This is a genomic window from Streptomyces puniciscabiei (genome assembly GCF_006715785.1).
Lineage (GTDB): Bacteria > Actinomycetota > Actinomycetes > Streptomycetales > Streptomycetaceae > Streptomyces > Streptomyces puniciscabiei.
Window position 1 is genome coordinate 4,876,548 of sequence record NZ_VFNX01000001.1, and the last position, 21,436, is coordinate 4,897,983.

Consider the following 21,436-nt stretch of genomic DNA (forward strand, 5'->3'; position numbering starts at 1 on the left):
GCGCGGGTGCAGGCCATTCTCCACGCGGCGACGCCCCACAATGGACCCATGAGGATCTCGGCTCGGGCGGACTACGCGGTACGGGCGGTACTGGAGCTGGCCGTACGGCAGAGTAACGGCCCGGTGAAGGCGGAGGAAATCGCCACCGCGCAGGGCATCCCGCACAAGTTCCTGGAAGGGATCCTGGGCGACCTGAGGCGGGGCGGGATCGTCGACAGCAGGCGTGGCGGAGGCGGCGGCTACCGGCTGGCGCGGGACGCGGCCGAGGTCACGGTCGCCGATGTGATCCGCGCGGTGGACGGCCCGATCGTCTCGGTCCGCGGGGAACGCCCGACGGGCCTCGCCTACAGCGGCAGCGCCGAGCCCCTGCTGCCGCTGTGGATCGCGCTGCGCGCGAACGTCCGCCGGATCCTGGAGGGTGTCACGCTCGCCGACCTCGCGGCGGACGCGCTGCCGGAGCCCGTGCGGGCGCTGGCGGCGGAACCGGCGGCCTGGGAGAACCCGTAGGGCGTGGGGTGTGAACGGTCGGTTGTGAATGGCCGGAGTTGAACCTCCCGGTGGTGACCGGCGCTTCCTACGATGCGGAGCGCTTCACAGGTTCCACACAGACCCCCCACACACTCGACCACGGGAGAAACCATGGCTGGTGGACTCCTCCTGAGCGGTGCCGTAGCCGCTCTCCTCACCACCGCGCTACCCGCTCAGTCCTCGTCACCGGTGTTCGACAACCCGCCCCCGGACAAGATCGTCATCGACGTCGCCACGGTGAACGGCTCCGGCTGTCCGGCAGGTACGGCCGCCGTCGCCGTCTCCCCGGACAACACGGCCTTCACGGTGACCTACAGCAGCTATCTCGCCCAGGCCGGCGGTGCCTCCGACCCGACCGACTTCCGCAAGAACTGCCAGCTCAACCTGGTGGTTCACGTCCCCCAGGGCTTCACCTACGCGGTAGCCAGCGCCGACTACCGCGGTTTCCTGTCGCTCCAGCCCGGCGCGAGCGCCACCCAGAAGGCCTCGTACTACTTCCAGGGCTCCTCGCAGACCGTGCCCAGATCCCACCCCTTCAACGGCCCCTACAACGACGACTGGCAGGCCACCGACAGCACGGACTGGGCGCAACTGGTCTGGGCGCCGTGCGGGGTGCTGCGCAACTTCAACATCAACACCGAGCTGCGGGTGAACGCGGGGACCCAGACCCCGGGCAAGGTCAGCTTCATGACCATGGACTCCACCGACGGCGACATCAGCACGGTGTACCACCTGGCGTGGAAGCAGTGCCCGAGCGCATAGGCGCGCCGACGCCACGCCGGTCACTCTGAGTACCTAGTGGCCGCGGGCAGTCCTCGCCGGTGAGCGGTCATCCATGGGTTGACCCGCAGAATCGTTCGACAGGGGGTGATGCGCACAGGGGGCGCGCGAGGGGCGCAGTCCGCGCCGGTCCATTGCCCTCGCGCGCCGCCTGAAGCGATCACTCAACGTGAGCGTGGCTCTGCTACTTCTGTGCACGCAGCGTGACGGCAGGACGCCGGGTCGTCCCGCTCCCACGTGCCATGCCAACGAGGAAGACGAGGTAGAGCCATGCCCCTCGACACAGTGACCGCACAGGCGGCGGGCCCGGAGTCCGAGCAGCAGCAGCGCGAGCAGCAGAGCCTCAGCACCGCGGCGGCGCGTAATCTCGCCACCACCACCAAGTCCGAACCCCAGATGCAGGGCATCAGCTCCCGCTGGGCCACCCGCATCCTGCCCTGGGTGAACGTGCCCGGCGCGACCTACCGGGTCAACCGCCGCCTCTCCTACACGCTCGGCGACGGTCGCGTGACCTTCGTGAAGAACGGCTCCAAGGTCCAGGTGGTCCCCGCCGAACTGGGCGAACTGCCGCTGCTGCGCGGTTTCACCGACAAGGACGCGCTCGGCGCGCTGGCCGACAAGTTCGTGCAGAAGGAGTTCGCCCCCGGCCAGGTCATCGTGCAGGAGGGCCGCAAGGCCGACCACGTGTACCTGATCGCGCACGGCAAGGTCGAGAAGATCAGCGAGGGCCCGTACGACGCCGAGGCCACGATCGGTCTGATGGCCGACGGGGACGCCTTCGGCGGCCAGGTGCTCGCCGGCGGTACCCGGAAGTGGGACTTCACGGCCCGTGCCATGACCGCCACGACCGTACTCGCGCTGCCGCTGACGGCGTACAAGGCGGTCGCCGACCGGCACGAGAAGCTGCGCCGGCACGTGCAGTCCATCAGCACCGACGGCGACCGCCGGCTGAACCGGTCCGGCGAGGCCGACATCCTGCTGAAGGCGGGTCACCACGGCGAGGAGACGCTGCACCAGACCTTCGTCGACTACGAACTCGAGCCGCGCGAGTACGAGTTGAGCGTGGCGCAGACCGTGCTCCGGGTGCACAGCCGGGTCGCCGACCTCTACAACGAGCCGATGAACCAGACGCAGCAGCAGCTGCGGCTGACCATCGAGGCCCTGCGTGAGCGGCAGGAGCACGAGCTGATCAACAACGCGGAGTTCGGCCTGCTCAACAACGCCGACTTCGACCAGCGGATCTCCACCTACTCGGGGCCGCCGACCCCGGACGACATGGACGAGCTGCTCAGCATGCGGCGCAAGACGCGCTGTTTCCTCGCCCACCCGAAGGCCATCGCCGCGTTCGGCCGCCAGTGCAACAAGCGGGGCCTCTACTTCGGCAGCGTCGACCTCAACGGCAACCAGATCCCCGCCTGGCGCGGCGTGCCCCTCCTGCCGTGCGGCAAGATCCCGATCAGCGACCAGGGCACGACCTCGATCATCGCCATGCGCACCGGCGAGGACGACCAGGGCGTCATCGGCCTTCACCAGACCGGCATCCCGGACGAGGTCGAGCCCGGCCTGAACGTCCGCTTCATGGGCATCAACGAGCAGGCGGTCATCTCCTACCTCGTCAGCACCTACTACTCGGCGGCCGTCCTGGTGCCCGACGCCCTCGGCATCCTGGAGAACGTCGAGATCGCCCGCACCAACGGGAGCTGACGGCGGTGTCGTCGATCTCCCGGGTCACGGCACCGACCGCGGCCCACACCATCGCGGGCCCGGTACAGGCTCTGCGGTCGGCCGGGGCGTCACCGCCGACGGGACCGCCACCGCCGGCCCGCACACCGTCCGCCGGGCCGGGAGCCGGCCCGGGGCGCCTGACTTCGGGCCGCCCGACGGGGCTCGGCTCATCGGCCGCCCACCCGGCCTTCGAAGCGGCGGCCACCGCAGGGGACCCGGCGCCGGTCGCCGGCACTTCGCCGACGTCCGAGTCCGAGACCGAGGCCGCGTCCGCGAACGCCGCCTGACACTGCGAACGCCGCCTGACCCCACGCGTTCCGCGCACCCCTGACCCCCGTCCCCCGTGAGGAACCCCATGTCCAAGATCTCCACCCAGATGGAAAGCATCGCCATGGGCGACGTCCTGCGCACCGACTACCAGAAGTCGGTCGCGGAGTACTGGAACAAGGAGAAGGACCCCGTCAACATCAAGCTCGGCGAGGTCGACGGCCTCTACCACCACCACTACGGCCTCGGCGAGTGGGACCCCTCGGTCCTCGCCGGTCCGCCGGAGAACCGTGACCAGCGCATCATCGAGGAACTGCACCGCCTGGAGACTGCCCAGGCCGACATCCTCCTCGACCACCTCGGCGACATCACCCCCGACGACCACCTCCTGGACGCCGGCTCCGGCCGAGGCGGCACCAGCTTCATGGCCAACGCGCGCTTCGGCTGCCACGTCGACGGCGTCAGCATCTCCGAGCAGCAGGTCGACTTCGCCAACGACCAGGCGAAGCAGCGCGGGGTGATGGGCAAGGTCCGCTTCCACTTCCGCAACATGCTCGACACCCGTCTGCCGACCGGATCACGGCGCGCGATCTGGACCAACGAGACGACGATGTACGTCGACCTGTTCGAGCTCTTCGCCGAGTTCTCGCGCCTGCTGGAGTACGGCGGACGCTACGTCTGCATCACCGGCTGCTCCAACGACGTCACCGGCATGCGATCCAAGGCGGTCAGCAGGATCGACGAGCACTACACCTGCAACATCCACCCGCGCAGCGAGTACTTCAGGGCACTGGCGGCGAACAACCTGGTGCCGATGCAGGTGGTGGACCTGACCCCCGACACGATCCCCTACTGGGAACTGCGCGCCAAGTCGTCCGTGGCCACCGGCATCGAGGACTCCTTCCTCACCGCCTACAAGGAGGGCAGCTTCCACTACCTCCTCATCACAGCCGACCGCATCTGAAACCAGGGCGCATGGGTGGTGCCGTACGCGCGGGACCTGCGACACCGCGCCCGGCCCGGGAGAAGACATTGAGAGCACATTGCCTTTGGGGCAAGGCCGTTGTCATCGGCGGCAGCTATGCGGGACTCGTGACCGCACGCGTACTGGCCGACTTCTTCCGCGAGGTCGTCCTGGTGGAACGGGACGCCGTCGACGAGGACACCGGCGCTCATCCGGGTGCTCCGCACGGCTACCAGGGGCACGCGATGCTGGCCAGGGGCGGGCAGATCCTGGAGCGGCTGTTCCCGGGACTGCGGGAGGAACTGAGAGAAGCGGGAGCGCCGGTATTCGACTACGGAGAGGGCATCGACTTCCTGCTGCCCGTCGGACTCGCGCCACGGCAGCGTACGGGCATCCCGGTGCAGAGCTTCACCCGCGACGAACTGGAACGCCGCCTGCGCCGCAAGGTGCTCGCACTTCCCCAGGTCACGCTGCTGCCGTCCACCCAGTGCACGGGCCTGACCAGGGACTTCGCGGGCCGGGTGAACGGCGTGACCTGCCAGTCGCAGAGCGCGAAGCCCTTCCGGCTGGCCGCCGACCTGGTCATCGACGCCTCCGGACGGTCCAGTTCCCTGGTGGACTGGCTGAACGAGCTGGGGATCGGCGTGCCGCCCAGGCGGACCGTGAAGGCGAAGGTCACCTACACGTCGATGAACTTCGACCGGCCGGCGGAGAGCCACCCCGACCACCCCGACTACTACGTCGCCCATCAGATGCTGTTCGCTCCCAGTGTGCGCCGGGCCGGGATCCTGCTCGCCGTGGAGCGCAGCCGGTGGACGTGCATGCTGTTCGGGTTCCACGACCAGCCGCCGACCGACGACGAGGGCTACCTGGCGTTCGCGAAGAGCCTGAACATGCCGCACCTGGCCGAACACATCGCCCGGCGCTCCGTCCAGGAGCCCACCCGTCGCTACACCAATGCCGACAACCAGTGGTGGCCCTTCCACGCCGTCCGGGACTGGCCGGACCGCCTCCTCGCCGTGGGCGATTCCGTGTGCGTCTTCAACCCCGTCTACGGCCAGGGCATGACGGTCGCGGCGATGGAAGCGGAGCTGCTGCAGCGCATGCTGAAGCGACACGGTACGACCGGGCGACTGGACGGCCTCGCCCGCGCCTTCCAGAAGAAGGTGGGCCGTCTGCTCCTGCTGCCGTGGACGGTGTCGACCAACTCCGACCTGATGTGGACCCCGGACGGCCAGTCCCTCGCCGCGCGCATCGCCCACTGGTACAACATGCGTCTCTTCCATGTGGCGGTGAAGGACGCGGCCGTGTGGACGCGGTTCGTCCGGGTGGTGAACATGGTGGCCTCTCCGGCCCTGCTGTTCCACCCGTTGGTGGCGCTGAAGGTCCTGACGTTCACCTCCCGGCGCGAGTGACGAAGGCCGGCCAGGCGGTGGGGGAGAGGGCGGGCCGCGGCCCGTGACGGAGCCCGCGCCGCTCGCCGAGGCGGGGCGCGGGCTCGTGCCGGCGGACTCCTCGGCCTTGCCGGCTCAGTCGGAGACTCCGAGGGTGAGGGTGCCGGTGTAGCCGGCGGAGGTCGTGCTGCCCAGGGCCGTGAGGGTGAGGAGGCCGGACGCGGCACCCCCGCCGTCGTAGACCGAGTCCTGGCCGAGCGTCGTACGCGTGACCGTGTTGGTCGAGTACGGCGACAGCCTGCCCACCGCCGCCGTGATCGTCTCCTTGAAGAACAGCTGGCCGGTGTGGAGCGTCGAGCCGCCGGTGAAGGAGCCGTCCGACGTCAGGGTGACACCGGTGTGGACCTTCACGTGGACGTGGACGCAGCGGCCCCGGTACCAGCCCGGGTAGATCGTCGTGAGGTGGGCGACCCCGCCGGCGTCGGTGAGCACGCCGCCGCGCAGGAAGGTGCCGTCGTCGGACTCGTTGTGGCCGTTGTTGCCGACGTAGCCGGAGTACTCGCCGACAGCGTCGGCGTGCCAGATCTCCACGAGGGCGTTGCTGAGCGGGGTGCAGGCCGAGTCGACGACGGTCAGCGCCAGTTTCAGCGGGATGCCCGCCTTGCCCTCCGTGACGTCGGAGCGGACGAGCGCTCCGTCGAGGTAGTAGGGGCCTTCGGTCATCTCCTTGGTGAGGGTGCAGACGGCGGCGGACGCGGCGGTCCGCGTCCGGGTGGCGGCGGGGGCCGGCTGTGCGGCCGCCGCTCCCAGGGCCAGCGCCGCGGCCGTCGTGCCACCGGCGATCAGTACGGTGCGTCGCCCGATCTCGCGGGCATCCGAAGTGTCTGTCATGGACACGGCATCGTAGGAAGGGTTCCTGTCCGCGAGCTGTCGGCCCAGCAAAGTGACGAATTGTCAAGTAACAAGTGAGACGGGCGAGTTGTAGTGAGAACCGTTGACTCGCAAATGACGAACAGCGGCGGCACCCCGAAGCTCGGCGTCGACTTGCTGCACTGGAGCACGGGGTGGCCGGTCGCCCGCTGAACCCGGCTCAGCCCGCCGCCTGGTCCATCCCCGCCGCATTCGGCCAGCTCTGCGCATTGGGCCATCCCGTGGCCGGGGCCGGGGCCAGACCCGTCGCGGGAACGGGCGTGGCCGGCGCCGTCATGCCGCGCACCTGGGCCGCCGTGAGGCCGCCTCGGGCCGGTACCCCGGGCGGAGTGGGCGCCGCCATGGCCGCGGGTGCCGGCACGGGAGCCGGGGCCGGCGCAGGAGTGGGAGCGGGTACGGGCGTCGGAGCGGGCAGCGGGGGCGGCAGCGGAGCGGGTGCCGGGGCCGGGGCGGGTGCCGGGGCCATCGGCTGCTGGGCCGGCGGCATGGGCTGCTGCTGTGGCGGTGTCACCTGGGCCGCCGCCGGCATCGGTGCCGGCTGCTGGGCCGGCGGCATCGGCTGAGGCGCCGCAGGCACCGGCATCCCGGCGCCGGGCGGGACGGCGGCGGGGAGCGGCATGCCGGTGCCGACGGCCGGGGCCGCAGGGGCGCCCAGCTCCTGCGCCTGGGCGGCAAGGCCCCGGACACCTCCCCCGTTGGTCTCGCTCACCAGCCGGTCCACCGCCGCCGTACCCGAGCTGTAGCTGGTCCCGGTGCCCAGCTCGGGTACGGCGGCTCCCCTCCTGGACCCGTAGAGCACCTGCTCCAGGCCGGACACCAGGCGACGCACGTCGACCTGGGGGCGCACCACGAGTCTCAGGAAGCGGCTGGACGAGCCGATCTTGTTGCCGCACTCGCGGACCAGGATCCGGTGCTCGGTGAGCATCCGGTCCCGGACCACCGTGCCCTCGGCGCCGACGGGAAGGCGGACGAAGAGGAAGTTCCCCTGGGAGGGGTACACCGTCAGGCCGGGCAGCGCCGACAGGTGGCTGGCCATCTCCAGGCGGTCGCGGCGGATCTGCTGCAGGCTCCGGGCGTACTCGGGGCCGTGCTCCTTCAGCATGAACACCACGTGTTCGGCGAAGGAGTTGAGGTTCCACTTCGGGAGCATCCCGCGCACCTTCCCCGCGAGCGCCGGGTTGGCGACCAGGTAGCCGAAGCGGACGCCGTGCAGACCGAAGTTCTTGCCCAGGCTGCGCAGCACCACGACGTTGGGGCGGAGCATGGCCTCCTGGACGACGCTGGGCTCGGCCTCCGCGTCGGCGAACTCCAGAAACGACTCGTCGACGATCACCAGGTCCAGGTCCGCCATCGCGTCCATGAACTGGACGACCTGCTGCCTGCGCAGATAGCCGCCGTCGGGGTTGTTGGGGTTGCAGATCACCGCCACCCGGGTGCCGCGCCGCCGGATGAACTCGGCGTACTGGGCCAGGTCCAGCGCGAAGCCGCTCGCCTCCTGCAGCGGGAACATGTCGACCCGCTTGCCGGTCTCCATCGGCTGGTCGGTCCAGCGGCCGAAGGTCGGCACCGGGACCGCGAGGGACTCGCGGACCAGGAGGTGGTCGATCCAGGTGATCAGCTCGGTGGAGCCGTTGCCCATCGCCACGCACTGCGGCGGCAGCTGCAGGAGGCCGCACAGCTCGGCGGTGACGGTGTCGGCACTGCTCGGGTAGTACGTGATGATCTCGCGCAGCCGGGCCGCCAGGTCGTCGTACATGGCCGGCGTGGGGAAGTAGGGGTTGCACGGGATGCAGAAGTCCACCGGGCCGGTTCCGTCGCCGCCCTCCCGGGTCAGCGCCGCCATCGAAGGGCTGTGGGCGGCGCCGCCGCGGAACAGCGAGGTGACGTTGCCGGCCAAAGGAACCTCCGTCTCGGGGTGGCCCGTGCGGGGGAGCACGGGCCACCCATGGATACGGAGGGGACGGCAGTGGCGTTCAACTCACCCGACGGGTGAGCCGGTTCACGCCGAGAACCGGTGGATCGTCGTCGTCCGGTACGTCTGCCCCGGCCGCAGCACCGTCGACGGGAACCTCGGCTCGTTCGGCGAGTCCGGGAAGTGCTGGGTCTCCAGGGCCAGGCCGTCGCCCTGCCGGTAGGTGTGGCCGGACTGGCCGACGAGGGTGCCGTCGAGGAAGTTGCCCGAGTAGAACTGCACACCGGGCTGGTCCGTGAGGATCTTCAGGGTGCGGCCGGAGGAGGGGTCGCGCAGGGTCACCACGTGCTCGGGCCGCGCGGTCACGCCCTTGTCGAGCACGAAGTTGTGGTCGTAGCCCTTGGCGGTGACCAGCTGCGGATGGCCGATGCGGATGTCCCGGCCGATCGGCTTGGGGTGGGTGAAGTCGAAGGGGGTGCCCTTGACCGACGCCCGCTCACCCGTGGGTATCAGGCCCGAGTCGGTGGGGGTGAACCGGCTCGCGGCCAGCCAGAGTTCGTGGTCGTAGATGCTGCCGCTGCCCTCCCCGGCGAGGTTGTAGTAGGTGTGGTTGGTGAGGTTGACGATGGTCGGCTTGTCGGTGGTGGCCACGTAGTCGATCCGCCAGTCGCCGTGCCGGGTGAGGGTGAAGGTGACCTTCGTCCTCAGCGTGCCGGGGTAGCCCATCTCGCCGTCGACGCTCGTGTAGTACAGGTGCAGGCCGACGTCGGAGCCCGCGGTGAAGGGCTCGATGTCCCACACCTTGGTGTTGAAGCCCTGCTTGCCGCCGTGCAGGCTGTTCACCCCGTCGTTGACGGACAGCTGGTACTTCTTGCCGTCCAGGGTGAACTGGCCCTTGGCGATGCGGTTGCCGTAGCGGCCGATGGTCGCGCCGAAGTAGGTCGTGCCCTTGACGTACGCGTCGAGGTTGTCGTAGCCGAGGGAGACGTTGGCGTACCGGCCGTGCCGGTCGGGGATCTCCAGGGACTGGACGATGCCGCCGTAGGAGAGGACCTTCAGGCGGGTGCCGCCGTTCTCCAGCGACCAGCGGTGGACCTTGGTGCCGTCGGCGAGTGTGCCGAAGTACTCTTTCACCGGCTTACGGCCTCCCGACGAACCCGATGAACCGGCGGCGGCCTGGGCAGTGCCCGAGCCGAGGGTGGTGGCGGCGACACCCGCGGCCGCCGCGCCTGCAATGACCGTGCGTCTGTTCAGTTCCATGACTGCGGCTCCCCTTTTTTTGGGCGCTCGTTCGCCTCCGGGGCGCTGGATGCCGGTGTCGAGAGCCCGATCGTGCTCAGCGCTTCGCGCCTCCGCGCGTTCGGTCTCTCGACACCGGCGCGCCCCTTCGGCTCACTCGCTTGCTTACGAACCGGACTTGCGCTTGTTCCACACGTCGAAGCCGACCGCCGCCAACAGGGCGAGGCCCTTGATGACCTGCTGCCAGTCGGTGCCGACGCTGAGGAGGTTCATGCCGTTGTTCAGCACGCCGAGGACGAGACCGCCGATGATGGCGCCGAGAACGGTGCCGACACCGCCGCTCATGGAGGCGCCGCCGATGAACGAGGAGGCGATCGCTTCCAGTTCGAAGCCGTCGCCCGCCTTCGGCGAGGCCGCGTTCAGACGGGCGGCGACCACCAGACCCGCCAGGGCCGCGAGCACGCCCATGTTCAGGAACACCTGGAAGGTGATGCGCTTGTCCTTCACGCCGGACAGCTTGGCCGCCGGCAGGTTGCCGCCGATGGCGTAGATGTGCCGGCCGAAGACCGAGTTGCGCATGACGTAGCCGTAGCCGCCCACCAGGACGCCGAGGACGATCAGGATGATCGGCGCGCCGTCGTAGCTGGCGAGCAGCATCGTGAGGGCGACGATCGCGGCGACCAGGGCGACGAGCTTGAGCAGGAAGAGGTTCCTCGGCACCACGTCGAGGGAGAACTCCTGCTGGCGGCGCCGGTCGCGCACCTCCTGCCACACCACGGCGGCGACCAGGACGATGCCGAGGAGCAGCGTGAGGTTGTGGTAGTTGGTGTTCGGGCCGACCTCGGGCAGGAAGCCGTTGCCGATCTTCTGCAGGCCGTTCGGGAACGGGCCGAGGGTCTGGCCCTTGAGCAGGATCTCCGTCAGACCGCGGAAGAGCAGCATCCCGGCGAGGGTGACGATGAACGACGGTATGCCGAAGTAGGCGATCAGAAAGCCCTGTACGGAGCCCGCCACCGCGCCCACCAGCAGGCACAGCACCAGGGCGACGGGCCACGCCACATGGTGCTGCACCGTCAGCACGGCCGCGAAGGCGCCCACGAACGCCGTGATCGAGCCGACCGACAGGTCGATGTGCCCGGCGATGATCACCAGCATCATGCCGATCGCGAGGATCAGGATGTAGCTGTTCTGCAGCACCAGGTTGGAGACGTTGCGCGGCAGCAGCAGGTCGCCGCCGGTCCAGATCTGGAAGAGGACGACGATCAGGCCGAGCGCGATCAGCATGCCGTACTGGCGCATGTTGCGGCGCAGGCCGCCGAGCACCAGGTGCAGCAGGCCCTCGCCGCCCGATCCGTCCTTGCCCGGCGGTGCCGCGGCCGGGCTCTTGGCGGTCACATCCGTGCTCATCGCGATACCTCTTCGTCCTTCGCCTTGTCTTTCGTCATATGGCGCATCAGCACTTCCTGGGTGGCCTCGGCCCGCGGCACCTCACCGGTCAGCCGTCCTGCGGCCATCGTGTAGATGCGGTCGCACATGCCGAGCAGTTCGGGCAGCTCGGAGGAGATGAAGACGACCGCCTTGCCCTGGGCCGCGAGCTGGTCGATGACCGTGTAGATCTCGTACTTGGCGCCCACGTCGATGCCGCGGGTCGGCTCGTCGAGGATGAGCACATCGGGCCCGGCGAAGATCCACTTGCTGAGGACGACCTTCTGCTGGTTGCCGCCGGACAGCTTGCCGACCGGCTCGAAGACCGTCGGCGCCTTGATGTTCATCGACGTGCGGAAGCCCTCGGAGACCTGCCGCTCGGCCTGCTCGTCCACCACACCCCGCTTGGCGACCTTCCTCAGCGCGGTCAGCGAGATGTTCCGGTTGATGGTGTCGATGAGGTTCAGGCCGTAGTGCTTGCGGTCCTCGGTGACGTACGCGATGCCGTGCTCCACCGCCTCCGCGACGGTCTTGGTACGGATCTCCGTGCCGTCCTTGAGGACCGTGCCGCCCGCGTACCGGCCGTAGGTGCGGCCGAAGACGCTCATCGCGAGTTCGGTGCGGCCGGCGCCCATCAGGCCCGCGATGCCGACGATCTCGCCCCGCCGGACGCTGATCGACACGTCGTCCACGACCTTGCGCTGCTGGTCGATCGGGTGGAGCACGGTCCAGTTGCGGACCTCCAGCGCGGGCGCCGCGCCCTCCTCCGGCTCGTGCGGGGTGCGTTCGGGGAAGCGGTGGTCGAGGTCGCGGCCCACCATGCCGCTGATGATCCGGTCCTCGGTCGTCTCGGGCGCCTTCACGTCGAGCGTCTCGATGGACCGCCCGTCGCGGATGATCGTCACCGAGTCGGCGACCCGGCGGATCTCGTTGAGCTTGTGGGAGATGATGATCGAGGTGATGCCCTGGTTCTTCAGCTCCAGGATCAGGTCGAGGAGTTTGCCGCTGTCCTCGTCGTTCAGGGCCGCCGTCGGCTCGTCGAGGATGAGCAGCTTCACCTCCTTCGACAGCGCCTTGGCGATCTCCACGAGCTGCTGCTTGCCCACGCCGATGTCGGCGACGCGGGTCTCCGGGTGCTCGTCCAGGCCGACCCGGCGCAGCAGTTCGGTGCCGTGCCGGAGCGTCTCGTTCCAGTTGATGAACCCGCGCGTGGCGTGTTCGTTGCCGAGGAAGATGTTCTCCGCGATGGAGAGGTACGGCACCAGCGCCAGCTCCTGGTGGATGATGACGATGCCGCGCTGCTCGCTCGCCCGGATGTCCTTGAACCGGCAGACCTCTCCCTCGAAGAGGATCTCGCCCTCGTAGGTGCCGTGCGGATGGACGCCGGAGAGCACCTTCATCAGGGTGGACTTGCCGGCGCCGTTCTCCCCGCAGATGGCGTGGACCTCGCCCTGCCGGACGGTCAGGGTGACGTCCGACAGCGCCTTGACACCGGGAAAGGTCTTGACGATCGAGCGCATTTCCAGGACGGGTCCCGCCATGGTCGTGCCTTCCAATCAGTGTGGGGTCGGGCTAAGGGGCGGGATCACTTGAGCTGGGACTCGGTGTAGTAGCCGCCCTTGACCAGGACGTCCTCGTAGTTGGTCTTGTCCACGCTCACCGGCTGGAGCAGGTAGGCGGGCACGACCTTGGCGCCGTTCGTGTAGGTCTTGGTGTCGTTGACCTGCGGCTTCTTGCCGTGCAGGACATCGTCGACCATGCCCACCGCGACCGCGGTCTCCTTGCGGCTGTCCTTGAAGACGGTCTGGGACTGCTGGCCGGCGATGATCGACTTCACCGAGGCGAGCTCGGCGTCCTGGCCGGTGATGACCGGCAGCGGCTGGCTGCTGGTGCCGTAACCGTCGGACTTCAGCGCGGAGATGATGCCGATGGAGATGCCGTCGTAGGGCGAGAGCACCGCGTCGACCTTGCCGCTCTTGTAGGAGGAGGTGAGGATGTCCTCCATGCGCTTCTGCGCGGTGGTGCCGTCCCAGCGCAGGGTGGTGACCTGGTTGAGCTTGGTCTGACTGGACTTGACGACCAGTTCCTTCTTGTCGATGTACGGCTGGAGCACCTTCATCGCGCCGTTGAAGAAGTACTGGGTGTTGTTGTCGTCGTTGGAGCCGGCGAACAGCTCGATGTTGAACGGGCCCTTCTTGCCGCTGTCCAGGCCGAGCTTGTGCACGATGTAGGTGCCCTGCAGGACGCCGACCTTCTCGTTGTCGAACGAGGCGTAGTAGTCGACGTTCTTGGTGCCGAGGATGAGCCGGTCGTAGGCGATGACCGGGATGTTGGCCTGGGCGGCCTCCTGGAGCACGTTGTTCAGGGACTTGTTGTCGATGGCGGCGATGATCAGGCCCTTGACGCCCTGCGTGATCATGTTCTCGATCTGCGAGACCTGGGTGCTCGGGTCGTCCTCGCCGTAGACCAGCTTGGTCTTGTAGCCCTTGGCCTGGAGGTTCTTGACCATGTCGTTGCCGTCGTTGATCCACCGCTCGGAGGATTTCGTCGGCATCGCGATGCCGATCGTGGCGCCCTTGACGTCGCCCGTCTTCTCCTTGCTGCCGCCCGAGCCGCTCTGACCGCACGCGGTCAGAGTGAGGGCGAGCGAGGCGGCTGCGGATATCGCGGCGAGTGCGGCTCTGCGGTTGCGCATGCTGATCAGTCCTTGTTCTTCTCGGCGTTGAGAGGGTTCACGCGTTGCTGGGGAAGCGGTGGAGCGGTCCGGGCAGCCGCGAGCCGAGCGGCGCCATGTCGCCGTCCGCGCCGTGCCGGGCGAGCAGGTCCAGGGCGAGCCGGCCGCGCCGCACCCGCTCCCGGGCGGTGTCCAGGGTCACGTCCCTGAGGTGGGTGCCCCACGGGTAGATGCCGGGTGCCCTGGACAGACCGAACTTCAGGTACAGCGGGGCGCCGCGCCGGATGAGCTCGGCGACCTCGTACATCCGGACATAGCCGCCGAGGTCGTCGGGGGCCTCGATGTACATGTCCATCGGGGCGGCGGACACCCGGCGGATCTCGGTGAGGTGATCCAGCGTCAGATCGCTGGGCACGTTGACGGAGTCGGCGCCGAGCCGCTCGTAGACGGCGTACGAGGCCGGGTTGACGGGACCGATGAGCGCCGAGACCTTCAGCGTGGTGTCGGCCGGGATGATGCCGTGCTCCCGGGCCCGGTGCAGGGTCCACAGCACGCCCTCGTCGGCGACCAGCAGGCACTTGACGCCCAGCTCGGTGGCCCGTACGGCGTCTTCGACACACCCGGCGACTGCGTCGTGGCCCCGTGCGCGCAGTCCGGCCCCCCGCGAGTCGGAGCGCACCGAGCCGCCGATGTCCCAGGTGCCGCGCGGGCCGGTGAACAGGCAGAGTTCGATGTCGCGTGCGGCGGTGGCCTCGACCATCTCGGTGATCTCGGCGTCGGTGAGCATCCACACGCCGCTGCCCTGGCTGATCCGGTGGATCGGCACGTCCAGGCGCGAGGCCTCCTTCAGGACGACGGCCAGCGCTTCGGGACCCTCGCACGAGGGGATCTCGGTGCGCCAGCGGCCGCCGCCCGGGAAGCTGTGCGCGGAGGCGTCGGCGGGGTCGAGTGCGGGCGCGCCCAGGCCGAGGGCGGTGAGTGCCTGCTCACCGGGTCGGCGGGCCGCCGTGGCGGAAGCGTCGGTCGTCACTAGCTGTCCTTCGTGTTCGAGGCGTTCGAAATATCGGACGAGGTTCGCGGCTCGAGGCGGAACACGGCCCGGGTCGTGCTGCGAAAAGAGCGGCCGTGGTGGTACGCCGGTCAGGGCGCCGTCAGGTCACGCCCTGACCGGCGTACGTCTTCAGGGGCGGAGCAGCACCTTGCCCACCTTCGGATCACCCGCCCCGACCAGCTCGATGGCCTGCGGGAACTCGGTCAGCGGCAGCTCGTGCGTGACCAGCGGCAGCGGGTCGAGCAGCCCGGCGCCGAAGACCCGCACGGTGTGCGCCCAGGCGTCCGGGGGCGCCCCGAAGACGGTGTGCACCTCCAGCTGCCGTACGACGAGATCGGTCGGGTCGAGCCCGTCCGCGCCCGGCGCCGGGATCCCGGTCAGCACCAGCCGTCCGCCGCGCCTGAGCAGCGAGGCCGCGGTGCGCGCGGCGGACGCGGACCCGGCGGTCTCGATCACCACGTCGATGTCGTCCGGGAGCTCCCGGTCCCTGGGCCGGAAGTCGGTCGCCCCGAACTGCCGCGCGAGCGCCTCCCGGTCGTTCCCGGTCCCCACCACGAGCAGCTCCGCCGGCGAGACCGCCTTCAGGAACTGCACGGCGAACATCCCGAGCGTGCCCGTGCCGACCACCGCCACCCGCTCGCCCGGCAGGGCGCGGGCCTTCAGCGCGGCGGCCGCGACGCAGGCGGCCGGCTCCAGCAGGGCGGCGGCGGTGAGGTCGGCGTCGTCCGGCAGGACGTGCAGCAGCCGGGCCGGGAGGGTCAGGGTGCCGGCCATGGCGCCCGGCTGGGTGAACCCGGTCTCCTCGTAGCCGTCGGTGCACAGGGTGGTCTCGCCCGCGTGACAGCGGTCGCAGACCTGGCAGTTGCGGAAGCCCTCGCCGACGACCTTGCGCCCGACGAGCCCCGCCGGCACCCCGGCGCCCACCTCGGAGACCGTCCCCGACCACTCGTGCCCGGGGGTGAGCGGGTAACGGACGTACCCTTCGGGCCGGTTGCCCTGGTACACCTCGCGGTCGCTGCCGCAGATCCCGACCGTGTGCACGGCCACCAGCGCCTCGCCGGGACCCGGCTCGCGCGGCGTGTGCTCCACGAGCCGGTGCCGGCCCGGGGCCTCGACGACGACGGCGGTGCTCACTTGGTCCCCTTGGGCCTGCGCTGCTCCCAGCCCTCGGCCCACAGGTCGAACCGGGCCTGCTGCTGCGGGAACTCGGCGGCCGCGTCGACGTCCAGCTCGACCCCGAGACCGGGCGCGTCGGACAGCTGGAAGTACCCGTCGACGACCTGCGGAGCCCCCTTGACCACCTTCTTGATCTCCGCGTCGGCGAAGTCGTTGAAGTGCTCCAGGATCTTGAAGTTCGGAGAGGTGAAGCCGACTTGGAGGGAGGCGGCGGTCAGCACGGGCCCGCCCACGTTGTGCGGCGCGACGAGCATGTAGTGCGTCTCGGCGGTCGCGGCCAGCTTCCGGGTCTCCCAGATGCCGCCGATGTGGCCGACGTCGGGCTGGATGATGTCCACGGCCTGGCTGTCGAACAGCTCGCGGAACTCGATGCGGTCGTGGATGCGCTCACCGGTGGCGACCGGGATGTCCACCTTGGCCGCGACCTTCTCCAGCGCCTTCAGGTTCTCCGGCGGGACCGGCTCCTCCAGCCAGGCCGGCCGGTAGGGGGCCATCTCCTTGGCCAGACGGACGGCGGTGGCCGGGGAGAAGCGGCCGTGCATCTCCAGCATCAGCTCGGCGTCCGGGCCGATGGCGTCCCGTACGGCCTCGATGAGCGAGACGGCGTACAGCGTCTGCTCGTGGTCCAGCTCGAAGTGCCCGGTGCCGAACGGGTCGATCTTCAGCGCCCTGTAACCGCGCTCCATCACCCCCTGGGCGGCCTTGTGGTAGGCCTCCGGCGTTCGCTCGGTCGTGTACCACCCGTTGGCGTACGCCTTGACCCTGTCCGTCACCTTGCCGCCGAGCAGCTGCCACACCGGCACGCCCAGCGCCTTGCCCTTGATGTCCCAGCAGGCCATCTCGACGACCGCGATGCCGGACATGACGATCTCACCCGCACGGCCGTAGTCGCCGTACTTCATCCGGCGGACGAGGTCCTCGACCGCGAACGGATCCGAGCCGAGAATGTGGTTGGCCTCGGCCTCCCGCAGATAGCCGATCAGCGCGTCGGTGTGACCGAGCATCCGGGTCTCGCCGACTCCCGTGATCCCCTCGTCGGTGTGCACCTGGACGTAGGTCAGGTTGCGCCACGGCGTGCCGACCACGTGCGTGCTGATTCCGGTGATGCGCACGGCAGTTGCCCCTCGGTTGTTCGAGATTTCGTCACACGTTCGAAATGCTGGCGTGACAGTAAGGACGGGGCGGTGGGGGTGTCAATGGGTCGAACAGGTAACGGTTTCGGCAAGCCTTTCGAGAATTCTTTCGTGTTCTACCAAACCTTCACAGGGGCGCCTAGGAACGTGACCGACGGGGAATCTAGTCTTCCGGCGTCATGGACTACTGCCACCCGTGCCAACGGCACCTCAATGGCGCCCTGGCCTGCCCCGGGTGTGGAACTCCGGCGCGCGCCGCCGCGGAAGCGCCGCCCGCGTACGCGCGCGCGGGTGCGGGCGAGACGTTGGGGTACGGGGTCCCCCAGCAGTACGAGGCCCAGCAGTACGAGGCCCAGCCGTACGGGACGCAGCAGTACGAGGGTCAGCCGTACGGGGCTCAGCCGTACGGCTCCCCGGAGTACCGCGTGCCGCAGCAGTACGAGCCGGCCGGTCCCCAGGACGCGGCCTGGACGGGGGAGCAGGAGCCGCAGGAGGAGTGGGATCCCGGAGCCGAGCCCGGCACGGAGGCCCCGTCCGTCGATGACCCCGACCCCGAAAACGATCCCGACGCCGAAACCGACCCCGACGATGAGCCGGGTGGCCGGGCCGCGCGGCGCCGGGCGCGTGGCGCGGCCGCCGTGGGCCCCGGCGACGCCGACGCCAGCCGCCGCGACCGCAAGGCCGCCGCGCACCGGCGCCGGCGCCGCCGAACCGTGCTGATCACCGCGGGGTTCGTGCTCGCCGCGGGCAGCCTCGGTCTCGCCGAGCTCGGCACGGACGCGCCCTTCTCGCCCTTCTCCAGCGGACAGCCGGATCCGGCCGGGGACACCGCGGCCGACGGCGGCACGTCCTCCCCGTCCCCCGGTGCCACGGCCGACCCGGTCTCCGACACCTCCGGCGCCACCCCGGGCGCGGCCGGCTCCGCCTCCCCGGACGCCTCCGCCTCCGCCTCCAAGTCCCCCAAGGACAAGCACTCCAAGTCGCCCGACGCCAAGGACACCGGCAAGGCCCAGCAGACCGGCGCACCGGGCTCCGGCACCACCCCCAAGGCCCCGGCGCCCACCGCCACCTCCCAGCCCGCCTCCACCCCCACCAGCGCCCCCACGACGTCGGCCCCGTCCCCGACCCCGGCGCCCACCAAGACCTGCAACCGTTTCCTGTGGTGGTGCACCTGAGCCGGTGGTGCACCTGAGCCGGCGATGCACCTGAGCCGGTGGTGCGCCTGAGTTCCGCCGCGCAGCCGCGCGCCACCCCCGCGCCATCCGCCATCCGGGGCGGCTATGACACCGGTGTGTCACCCACCGGCGCCCACGCCGGTTGAGTCGAACGAGTGCATCGCGCCGTACCGGTCTGGGGAACGTCCACAGCGGGAGCGGGCGTTGTGCCGAGGGGGAGCAGCGGCTCAGTTGAGGAGAGCGGATGACGCAGCAGATCACCGTCCACGGCGCGGTCGCCGAGGGCTTCGAGGCGGTGCGCGAGGAGTTCGCCGCTTTCGTCGCCGGGGAACGCGACGACTACGAGGGCCAGTTGTGCGCCTATGTGCACGGGCGGCGGGTCGTCGACCTGTGGGCGGGCGCGGAGGCGGACTCGCTGTACGGCGTGTTCTCGTCCACCAAGGGCGCCGCCCACCTGGTGGTCGCCCTCCTGGTGCAGGACGGCACGCTGGAGCTGGACCGCAAAGTGACCTACTACTGGCCCGAGTTCGGCGCCGAGGGCAAGGCCGCGGTGACCCTGAGAGACCTGCTGGCGCACCGCGCGGGCCTGGTCGGCATCGACGCCGGGTTCTCCGCCGAGGAGCTGGCCGACGACCGCGCGATGGCCGAACGGCTCGCCGACCAGAAGCCGTTCTGGCGGCCGGGCACGGCGTTCGGCTACCACGCGCTGGTGATCGGCGCGCTCACCGGCGAGGTGGTCCGCCGGGCCACGGGCCGCACGCTGCAGGAGGTGTACGAGGAACGGGTGCGCGCGCCGTACGGCACGGACTTCTTCCTGGGCCTGCCCGAGTCCGAGGAGCCCCGCTTCCGCTCGGTCCAGCCGATGCTCCCGACCGCCGAGCAGCAGGCCCTGCTGGACGAGCGGCCCACCGGCCCGCACAGCCTGACGTCGATCGCCTTCAACGCGCACGTCCCGGAGGCGGGCACGCTGGCCGACTACGCCAACTCCCGTCTCGTACGGGCCAAGGGCCCGGCGTCGGCGGGCGGCGTGGCCTCCGCGCGCGGTCTCGCCACGACGTACGCGGCGGCGATCAGTGAGCTGGACGACCGGCCGCCGCTGCTGAAGCCGGACACCGTCGCCGAGGTGGGCCAGATCCACTCCGTGGGCTACGACCTGGTGGCCCGCGCCCACAAGTCGTACGGCCTCGGCTTCCAGGCCACCGCCGACATGTGGCACCCGGTCCTGGGCGCCGGCGCCTTCGGCCACAGCGGCGCAGGCGGCAGCCAGGCCTTCGCCGACCCGCGCAGCGGCCTCGCCTACGGCTACACGCGGCGCCGGATGGCTTTTCCGGGAGGGGCGGCACCGGAGAACGAACGGTTCGTGCGCCTGGTGCACCGGGCGGCGCTGAGGAGCGGCTGACGCCGGAAAGAGAGGGACCGCACCCCACGTCCAAGGGTGCGGTCCCCGCAGTACGCAACGACTGCTGTCAGGCAAGCGTCACGGTGATGTTGCCCCGAGTCGCCTTCGAGTACGGGCACACCTGGTGCGCCTTCTCGATCAGCTCCCGGGCCTTGCCGGCGTCGACGTTCGGAATGCTGGCGGAGAGCTCCACGATGATCCCGAAACCCTCGTCGTTCTTGCCGATACCGACCTTCGCGGTGACGGTCGACCCGGAGACATCGGCACCCTCGGCCCGGGCGACGACGCCCAGCGCCCCCTGGAAGCAGGCGGAGTACCCGGCGGCGAACAGCTGCTCCGGGTTGGTCCCGGCGCCGCTGCCGCCCATCTCCTTGGGCGGGTTGACGACGACGTCGAGCCGGCCGTCGTCCGTGGCGACACGGCCGTCCCGCCCGTTCTCGGCGGTGGCGACGGCGGTGTACAGGACGTCGGACTGCGTGATGGGCATGCGGTTGTCCTCCTCCTCGGTCCGCCGCGACTCGCGCCCACGATCGACGACGGATTTCGGAAAGAAGTTACCGCATGCCGGAAAGATCAGGCCAGAGCCCCGCCGGGTCTCAGAGCTTGACGATCATCTTGCCGATGTTGTCGCCGCGCAGCACCCCGAGGAACGCCTCCAGCGTGTTCTCGATGCCCTCGACGACCGTCTCGCGGTACTTCAGCTCGCCCGAGGCGACCCAGGGCCCGACCTTCCGGACGAACTCGGGCTGCAGGTCGTAGTGGTCGCCGACCAGGAAGCCCTCGATGCGGCCGCGGGTCTGGATGAGCCGGGCGAGGTTCCGCGGTCCCGGCGCGGGCTCGGTGTTGTTGTAGACCGAGATCATGCCGCAGACGGCGATCCGGCCCCCCTCGCGGAGCGAGCCGATCGCGGCCTCCAGGTGGTCCCCGCCGACGTTGTCGAAGTACACGTCGATGCCGTCGGGCGCGGCCTCGCGCAGCTGCTCGGCGACCGGCCCGTTCTTGTAGTTGAACGCGGCGTCGAAGCCGTACTCCTCGACCAGCAGCTTGACCTTGTCGTCGGAGCCGGCCGAGCCGATGACCCGCGAGGCGCCCAGAAGCCTGGCGAGCTGGCCGGCCTGGCTGCCGACGGCGCCCGCCGCGCCGGACACGAAGACGATGTCGCCCTCCTTGAAGGAGGCGGTGCGCAGCAGGCCGGCGTAGGCGGTCAGGCCGGTCATGCCGAGGACGCCGAGGTAGGCCGACAGCGGTACGTCGTGGGTCTTGTCGTCGACCTTGACGGCCGGGATGACCGCCGGTCCGACCTTGACGGCGTTCTTCGCGTCCACGGCCGCGTACTCGCGCCAGCCGAAGAAGTGCAGGATGTGGTCGCCGACCTCGATGCCCTCGGCGTGGGACTCGATCACCTCGCCGACCGCGCCGCCCTGCATGACCTTGCCCAGCTCGAACGGGGCGGCGTACGACTTCGCGGCACTCATTCGGCCGCGCATGTACGGGTCCACGGAGAGGTACTTGTTCCGCACCAGCACCTGGCCCTCGCCGGGCGTCGGGACGGGGGTCTCCACGAGGGCGAAGTCCTCGGGCTTCGGCCAGCCGACGGGACGGCTCAGCAGGTGCCACTCACGGTTGGTCATGACGGGGCCTTTCTCAAATATTTCAGAACCTGA

Annotated in this window: 18 protein-coding genes; 7 read left to right on the plus strand and 11 right to left on the minus strand. The window is 69.9% G+C overall.

Annotation, left to right across the window (positions count from 1 at the left end; genetic code table 11):
• Window positions 1-48: 48 nt before the first annotated feature.
• The 5 genes from FB563_RS22530 to FB563_RS22550 all read left to right on the plus strand — a co-directional run bounded on the left by FB563_RS22530 (window position 49) and on the right by FB563_RS22550 (window position 5,679).
• Window positions 49-507, plus strand: a complete 459-nt coding sequence (locus FB563_RS22530; protein ID WP_055704168.1) for an RrF2 family transcriptional regulator — start codon at window positions 49-51, stop codon at window positions 505-507.
• 132 nt (window positions 508-639) lie between these two features.
• A complete protein-coding gene (locus FB563_RS22535) occupies window positions 640-1,290 on the plus strand; it encodes a DUF4360 domain-containing protein (protein ID WP_055704169.1) in 651 nt (216 codons plus the stop codon).
• Window positions 1,291-1,578: 288 nt separating this feature from the next.
• A complete protein-coding gene (locus FB563_RS22540; protein ID WP_055704170.1) occupies window positions 1,579-3,012 on the plus strand; it encodes a family 2B encapsulin nanocompartment shell protein in 1,434 nt (477 codons plus the stop codon).
• Window positions 3,013-3,388: 376 nt separating this feature from the next.
• Window positions 3,389-4,264: a geranyl diphosphate 2-C-methyltransferase gene (locus FB563_RS22545; RefSeq protein ID WP_234357579.1), complete on the plus strand. Its 876-nt coding sequence runs from the start codon at window positions 3,389-3,391 to the stop codon at window positions 4,262-4,264.
• Window positions 4,265-4,275: 11 nt separating this feature from the next.
• Window positions 4,276-5,679: an FAD-dependent oxidoreductase gene (locus tag FB563_RS22550; RefSeq protein ID WP_107100510.1), complete on the plus strand. Its 1,404-nt coding sequence runs from the start codon at window positions 4,276-4,278 to the stop codon at window positions 5,677-5,679.
• Between the two features lie 114 nt (window positions 5,680-5,793).
• On the opposite strand, the gene FB563_RS22555 is transcribed toward FB563_RS22550, so the two are convergent.
• The 9 genes from FB563_RS22555 to FB563_RS22595 all read right to left on the minus strand — a co-directional run bounded on the left by FB563_RS22555 (window position 5,794) and on the right by FB563_RS22595 (window position 17,177).
• Window positions 5,794-6,549 carry an intradiol ring-cleavage dioxygenase gene (locus FB563_RS22555; RefSeq protein WP_142218859.1) on the minus strand — a complete coding sequence of 252 codons (756 nt, stop codon included), beginning with the start codon at window positions 6,547-6,549 and terminating at the stop codon, window positions 5,794-5,796.
• Between the two features lie 199 nt (window positions 6,550-6,748).
• Window positions 6,749-8,485 (minus strand): pyridoxal phosphate-dependent aminotransferase, encoded by a 1,737-nt coding sequence (locus FB563_RS22560; RefSeq protein ID WP_142218860.1) that lies wholly within the window; start codon window positions 8,483-8,485, stop codon window positions 6,749-6,751.
• A 102-nt stretch (window positions 8,486-8,587) separates the two neighbouring features.
• Complete coding sequence (locus FB563_RS22565) at window positions 8,588-9,760, minus strand: aldose epimerase family protein (protein WP_055708547.1); 1,173 nt, start codon at window positions 9,758-9,760, stop codon at window positions 8,588-8,590.
• A gap of 144 nt (window positions 9,761-9,904) precedes the next feature.
• Window positions 9,905-11,146, minus strand: coding sequence for a multiple monosaccharide ABC transporter permease (mmsB, locus tag FB563_RS22570; protein WP_055708546.1), 1,242 nt, complete (start codon window positions 11,144-11,146; stop codon window positions 9,905-9,907).
• Window positions 11,143-12,705, minus strand: coding sequence for a multiple monosaccharide ABC transporter ATP-binding protein (gene mmsA, locus FB563_RS22575; protein ID WP_142218861.1), 1,563 nt, complete (start codon window positions 12,703-12,705; stop codon window positions 11,143-11,145). The genes mmsB and mmsA overlap by 4 nt, the downstream gene beginning before the upstream one ends.
• Window positions 12,706-12,749: 44 nt before the next feature.
• Entirely contained in the window at window positions 12,750-13,859 is a 1,110-nt protein-coding gene (gene chvE, locus FB563_RS22580; protein ID WP_055709676.1) for a multiple monosaccharide ABC transporter substrate-binding protein, read from the minus strand.
• Between the two features lie 37 nt (window positions 13,860-13,896).
• Window positions 13,897-14,868: a hypothetical protein gene (locus FB563_RS22585; RefSeq protein ID WP_055709675.1), complete on the minus strand. Its 972-nt coding sequence runs from the start codon at window positions 14,866-14,868 to the stop codon at window positions 13,897-13,899.
• A 150-nt stretch (window positions 14,869-15,018) separates the two neighbouring features.
• Window positions 15,019-16,023, minus strand: a complete 1,005-nt coding sequence (locus FB563_RS22590; protein WP_055709674.1) for a zinc-dependent alcohol dehydrogenase — start codon at window positions 16,021-16,023, stop codon at window positions 15,019-15,021.
• On the minus strand, window positions 16,020-17,177 hold the full coding sequence (locus FB563_RS22595) for a mandelate racemase/muconate lactonizing enzyme family protein (RefSeq protein ID WP_055709673.1): 1,158 nt from the start codon (window positions 17,175-17,177) through the stop codon (window positions 16,020-16,022). The genes FB563_RS22590 and FB563_RS22595 overlap by 4 nt, the downstream gene beginning before the upstream one ends.
• 200 nt (window positions 17,178-17,377) lie before the next feature.
• On the opposite strand from FB563_RS22595, the gene FB563_RS43525 reads away from it, so the two are divergent.
• On the plus strand, window positions 17,378-18,373 hold the full coding sequence (locus FB563_RS43525) for an SCO2400 family protein (RefSeq protein ID WP_142218862.1): 996 nt from the start codon (window positions 17,378-17,380) through the stop codon (window positions 18,371-18,373).
• 244 nt (window positions 18,374-18,617) lie between these two features.
• Window positions 18,618-19,772, plus strand: a complete 1,155-nt coding sequence (locus FB563_RS22605; protein WP_055704085.1) for a serine hydrolase domain-containing protein — start codon at window positions 18,618-18,620, stop codon at window positions 19,770-19,772.
• A 67-nt stretch (window positions 19,773-19,839) separates the two neighbouring features.
• Here the strand turns inward: FB563_RS22605 and FB563_RS22610 are convergent, their stop codons facing one another.
• Both FB563_RS22610 and FB563_RS22615 read right to left on the minus strand, forming a co-directional pair.
• Window positions 19,840-20,259 carry an organic hydroperoxide resistance protein gene (locus FB563_RS22610; protein ID WP_055704084.1) on the minus strand — a complete coding sequence of 140 codons (420 nt, stop codon included), beginning with the start codon at window positions 20,257-20,259 and terminating at the stop codon, window positions 19,840-19,842.
• Window positions 20,260-20,368: 109 nt separating this feature from the next.
• Entirely contained in the window at window positions 20,369-21,403 is a 1,035-nt protein-coding gene (locus FB563_RS22615) for an NADP-dependent oxidoreductase (RefSeq protein ID WP_055704083.1), read from the minus strand.
• Window positions 21,404-21,436: the final 33 nt, after the last annotated feature.

Bases quoted from the DNA above. Each gene is read 5' to 3' on its own strand.
- FB563_RS22550 (WP_107100510.1), top strand. From the start codon at position 4,276: ATGGGTGGTGCCGTACGCGCGGGACCTGCGACACCGCGCCCGGCCCGG.
- chvE (WP_055709676.1), bottom strand. From the start codon at position 13,859: ATGCGCAACCGCAGAGCCGCACTCGCCGCGATATCCGCAGCCGCCTCG.
- mmsB (WP_055708546.1), bottom strand. From the start codon at position 11,146: ATGAGCACGGATGTGACCGCCAAGAGCCCGGCCGCGGCACCGCCGGGC.
- FB563_RS43525 (WP_142218862.1), top strand. From the start codon at position 17,378: ATGGACTACTGCCACCCGTGCCAACGGCACCTCAATGGCGCCCTGGCC.
- FB563_RS22610 (WP_055704084.1), bottom strand. From the start codon at position 20,259: ATGCCCATCACGCAGTCCGACGTCCTGTACACCGCCGTCGCCACCGCC.
- FB563_RS22555 (WP_142218859.1), bottom strand. From the start codon at position 6,549: ATGACAGACACTTCGGATGCCCGCGAGATCGGGCGACGCACCGTACTG.
- FB563_RS22605 (WP_055704085.1), top strand. From the start codon at position 18,618: ATGACGCAGCAGATCACCGTCCACGGCGCGGTCGCCGAGGGCTTCGAG.
- FB563_RS22545 (WP_234357579.1), top strand. From the start codon at position 3,389: ATGTCCAAGATCTCCACCCAGATGGAAAGCATCGCCATGGGCGACGTC.
- FB563_RS22540 (WP_055704170.1), top strand. From the start codon at position 1,579: ATGCCCCTCGACACAGTGACCGCACAGGCGGCGGGCCCGGAGTCCGAG.
- FB563_RS22615 (WP_055704083.1), bottom strand. From the start codon at position 21,403: ATGACCAACCGTGAGTGGCACCTGCTGAGCCGTCCCGTCGGCTGGCCG.
- FB563_RS22530 (WP_055704168.1), top strand. From the start codon at position 49: ATGAGGATCTCGGCTCGGGCGGACTACGCGGTACGGGCGGTACTGGAG.
- FB563_RS22535 (WP_055704169.1), top strand. From the start codon at position 640: ATGGCTGGTGGACTCCTCCTGAGCGGTGCCGTAGCCGCTCTCCTCACC.
- mmsA (WP_142218861.1), bottom strand. From the start codon at position 12,705: ATGGCGGGACCCGTCCTGGAAATGCGCTCGATCGTCAAGACCTTTCCC.
- FB563_RS22565 (WP_055708547.1), bottom strand. From the start codon at position 9,760: ATGGAACTGAACAGACGCACGGTCATTGCAGGCGCGGCGGCCGCGGGT.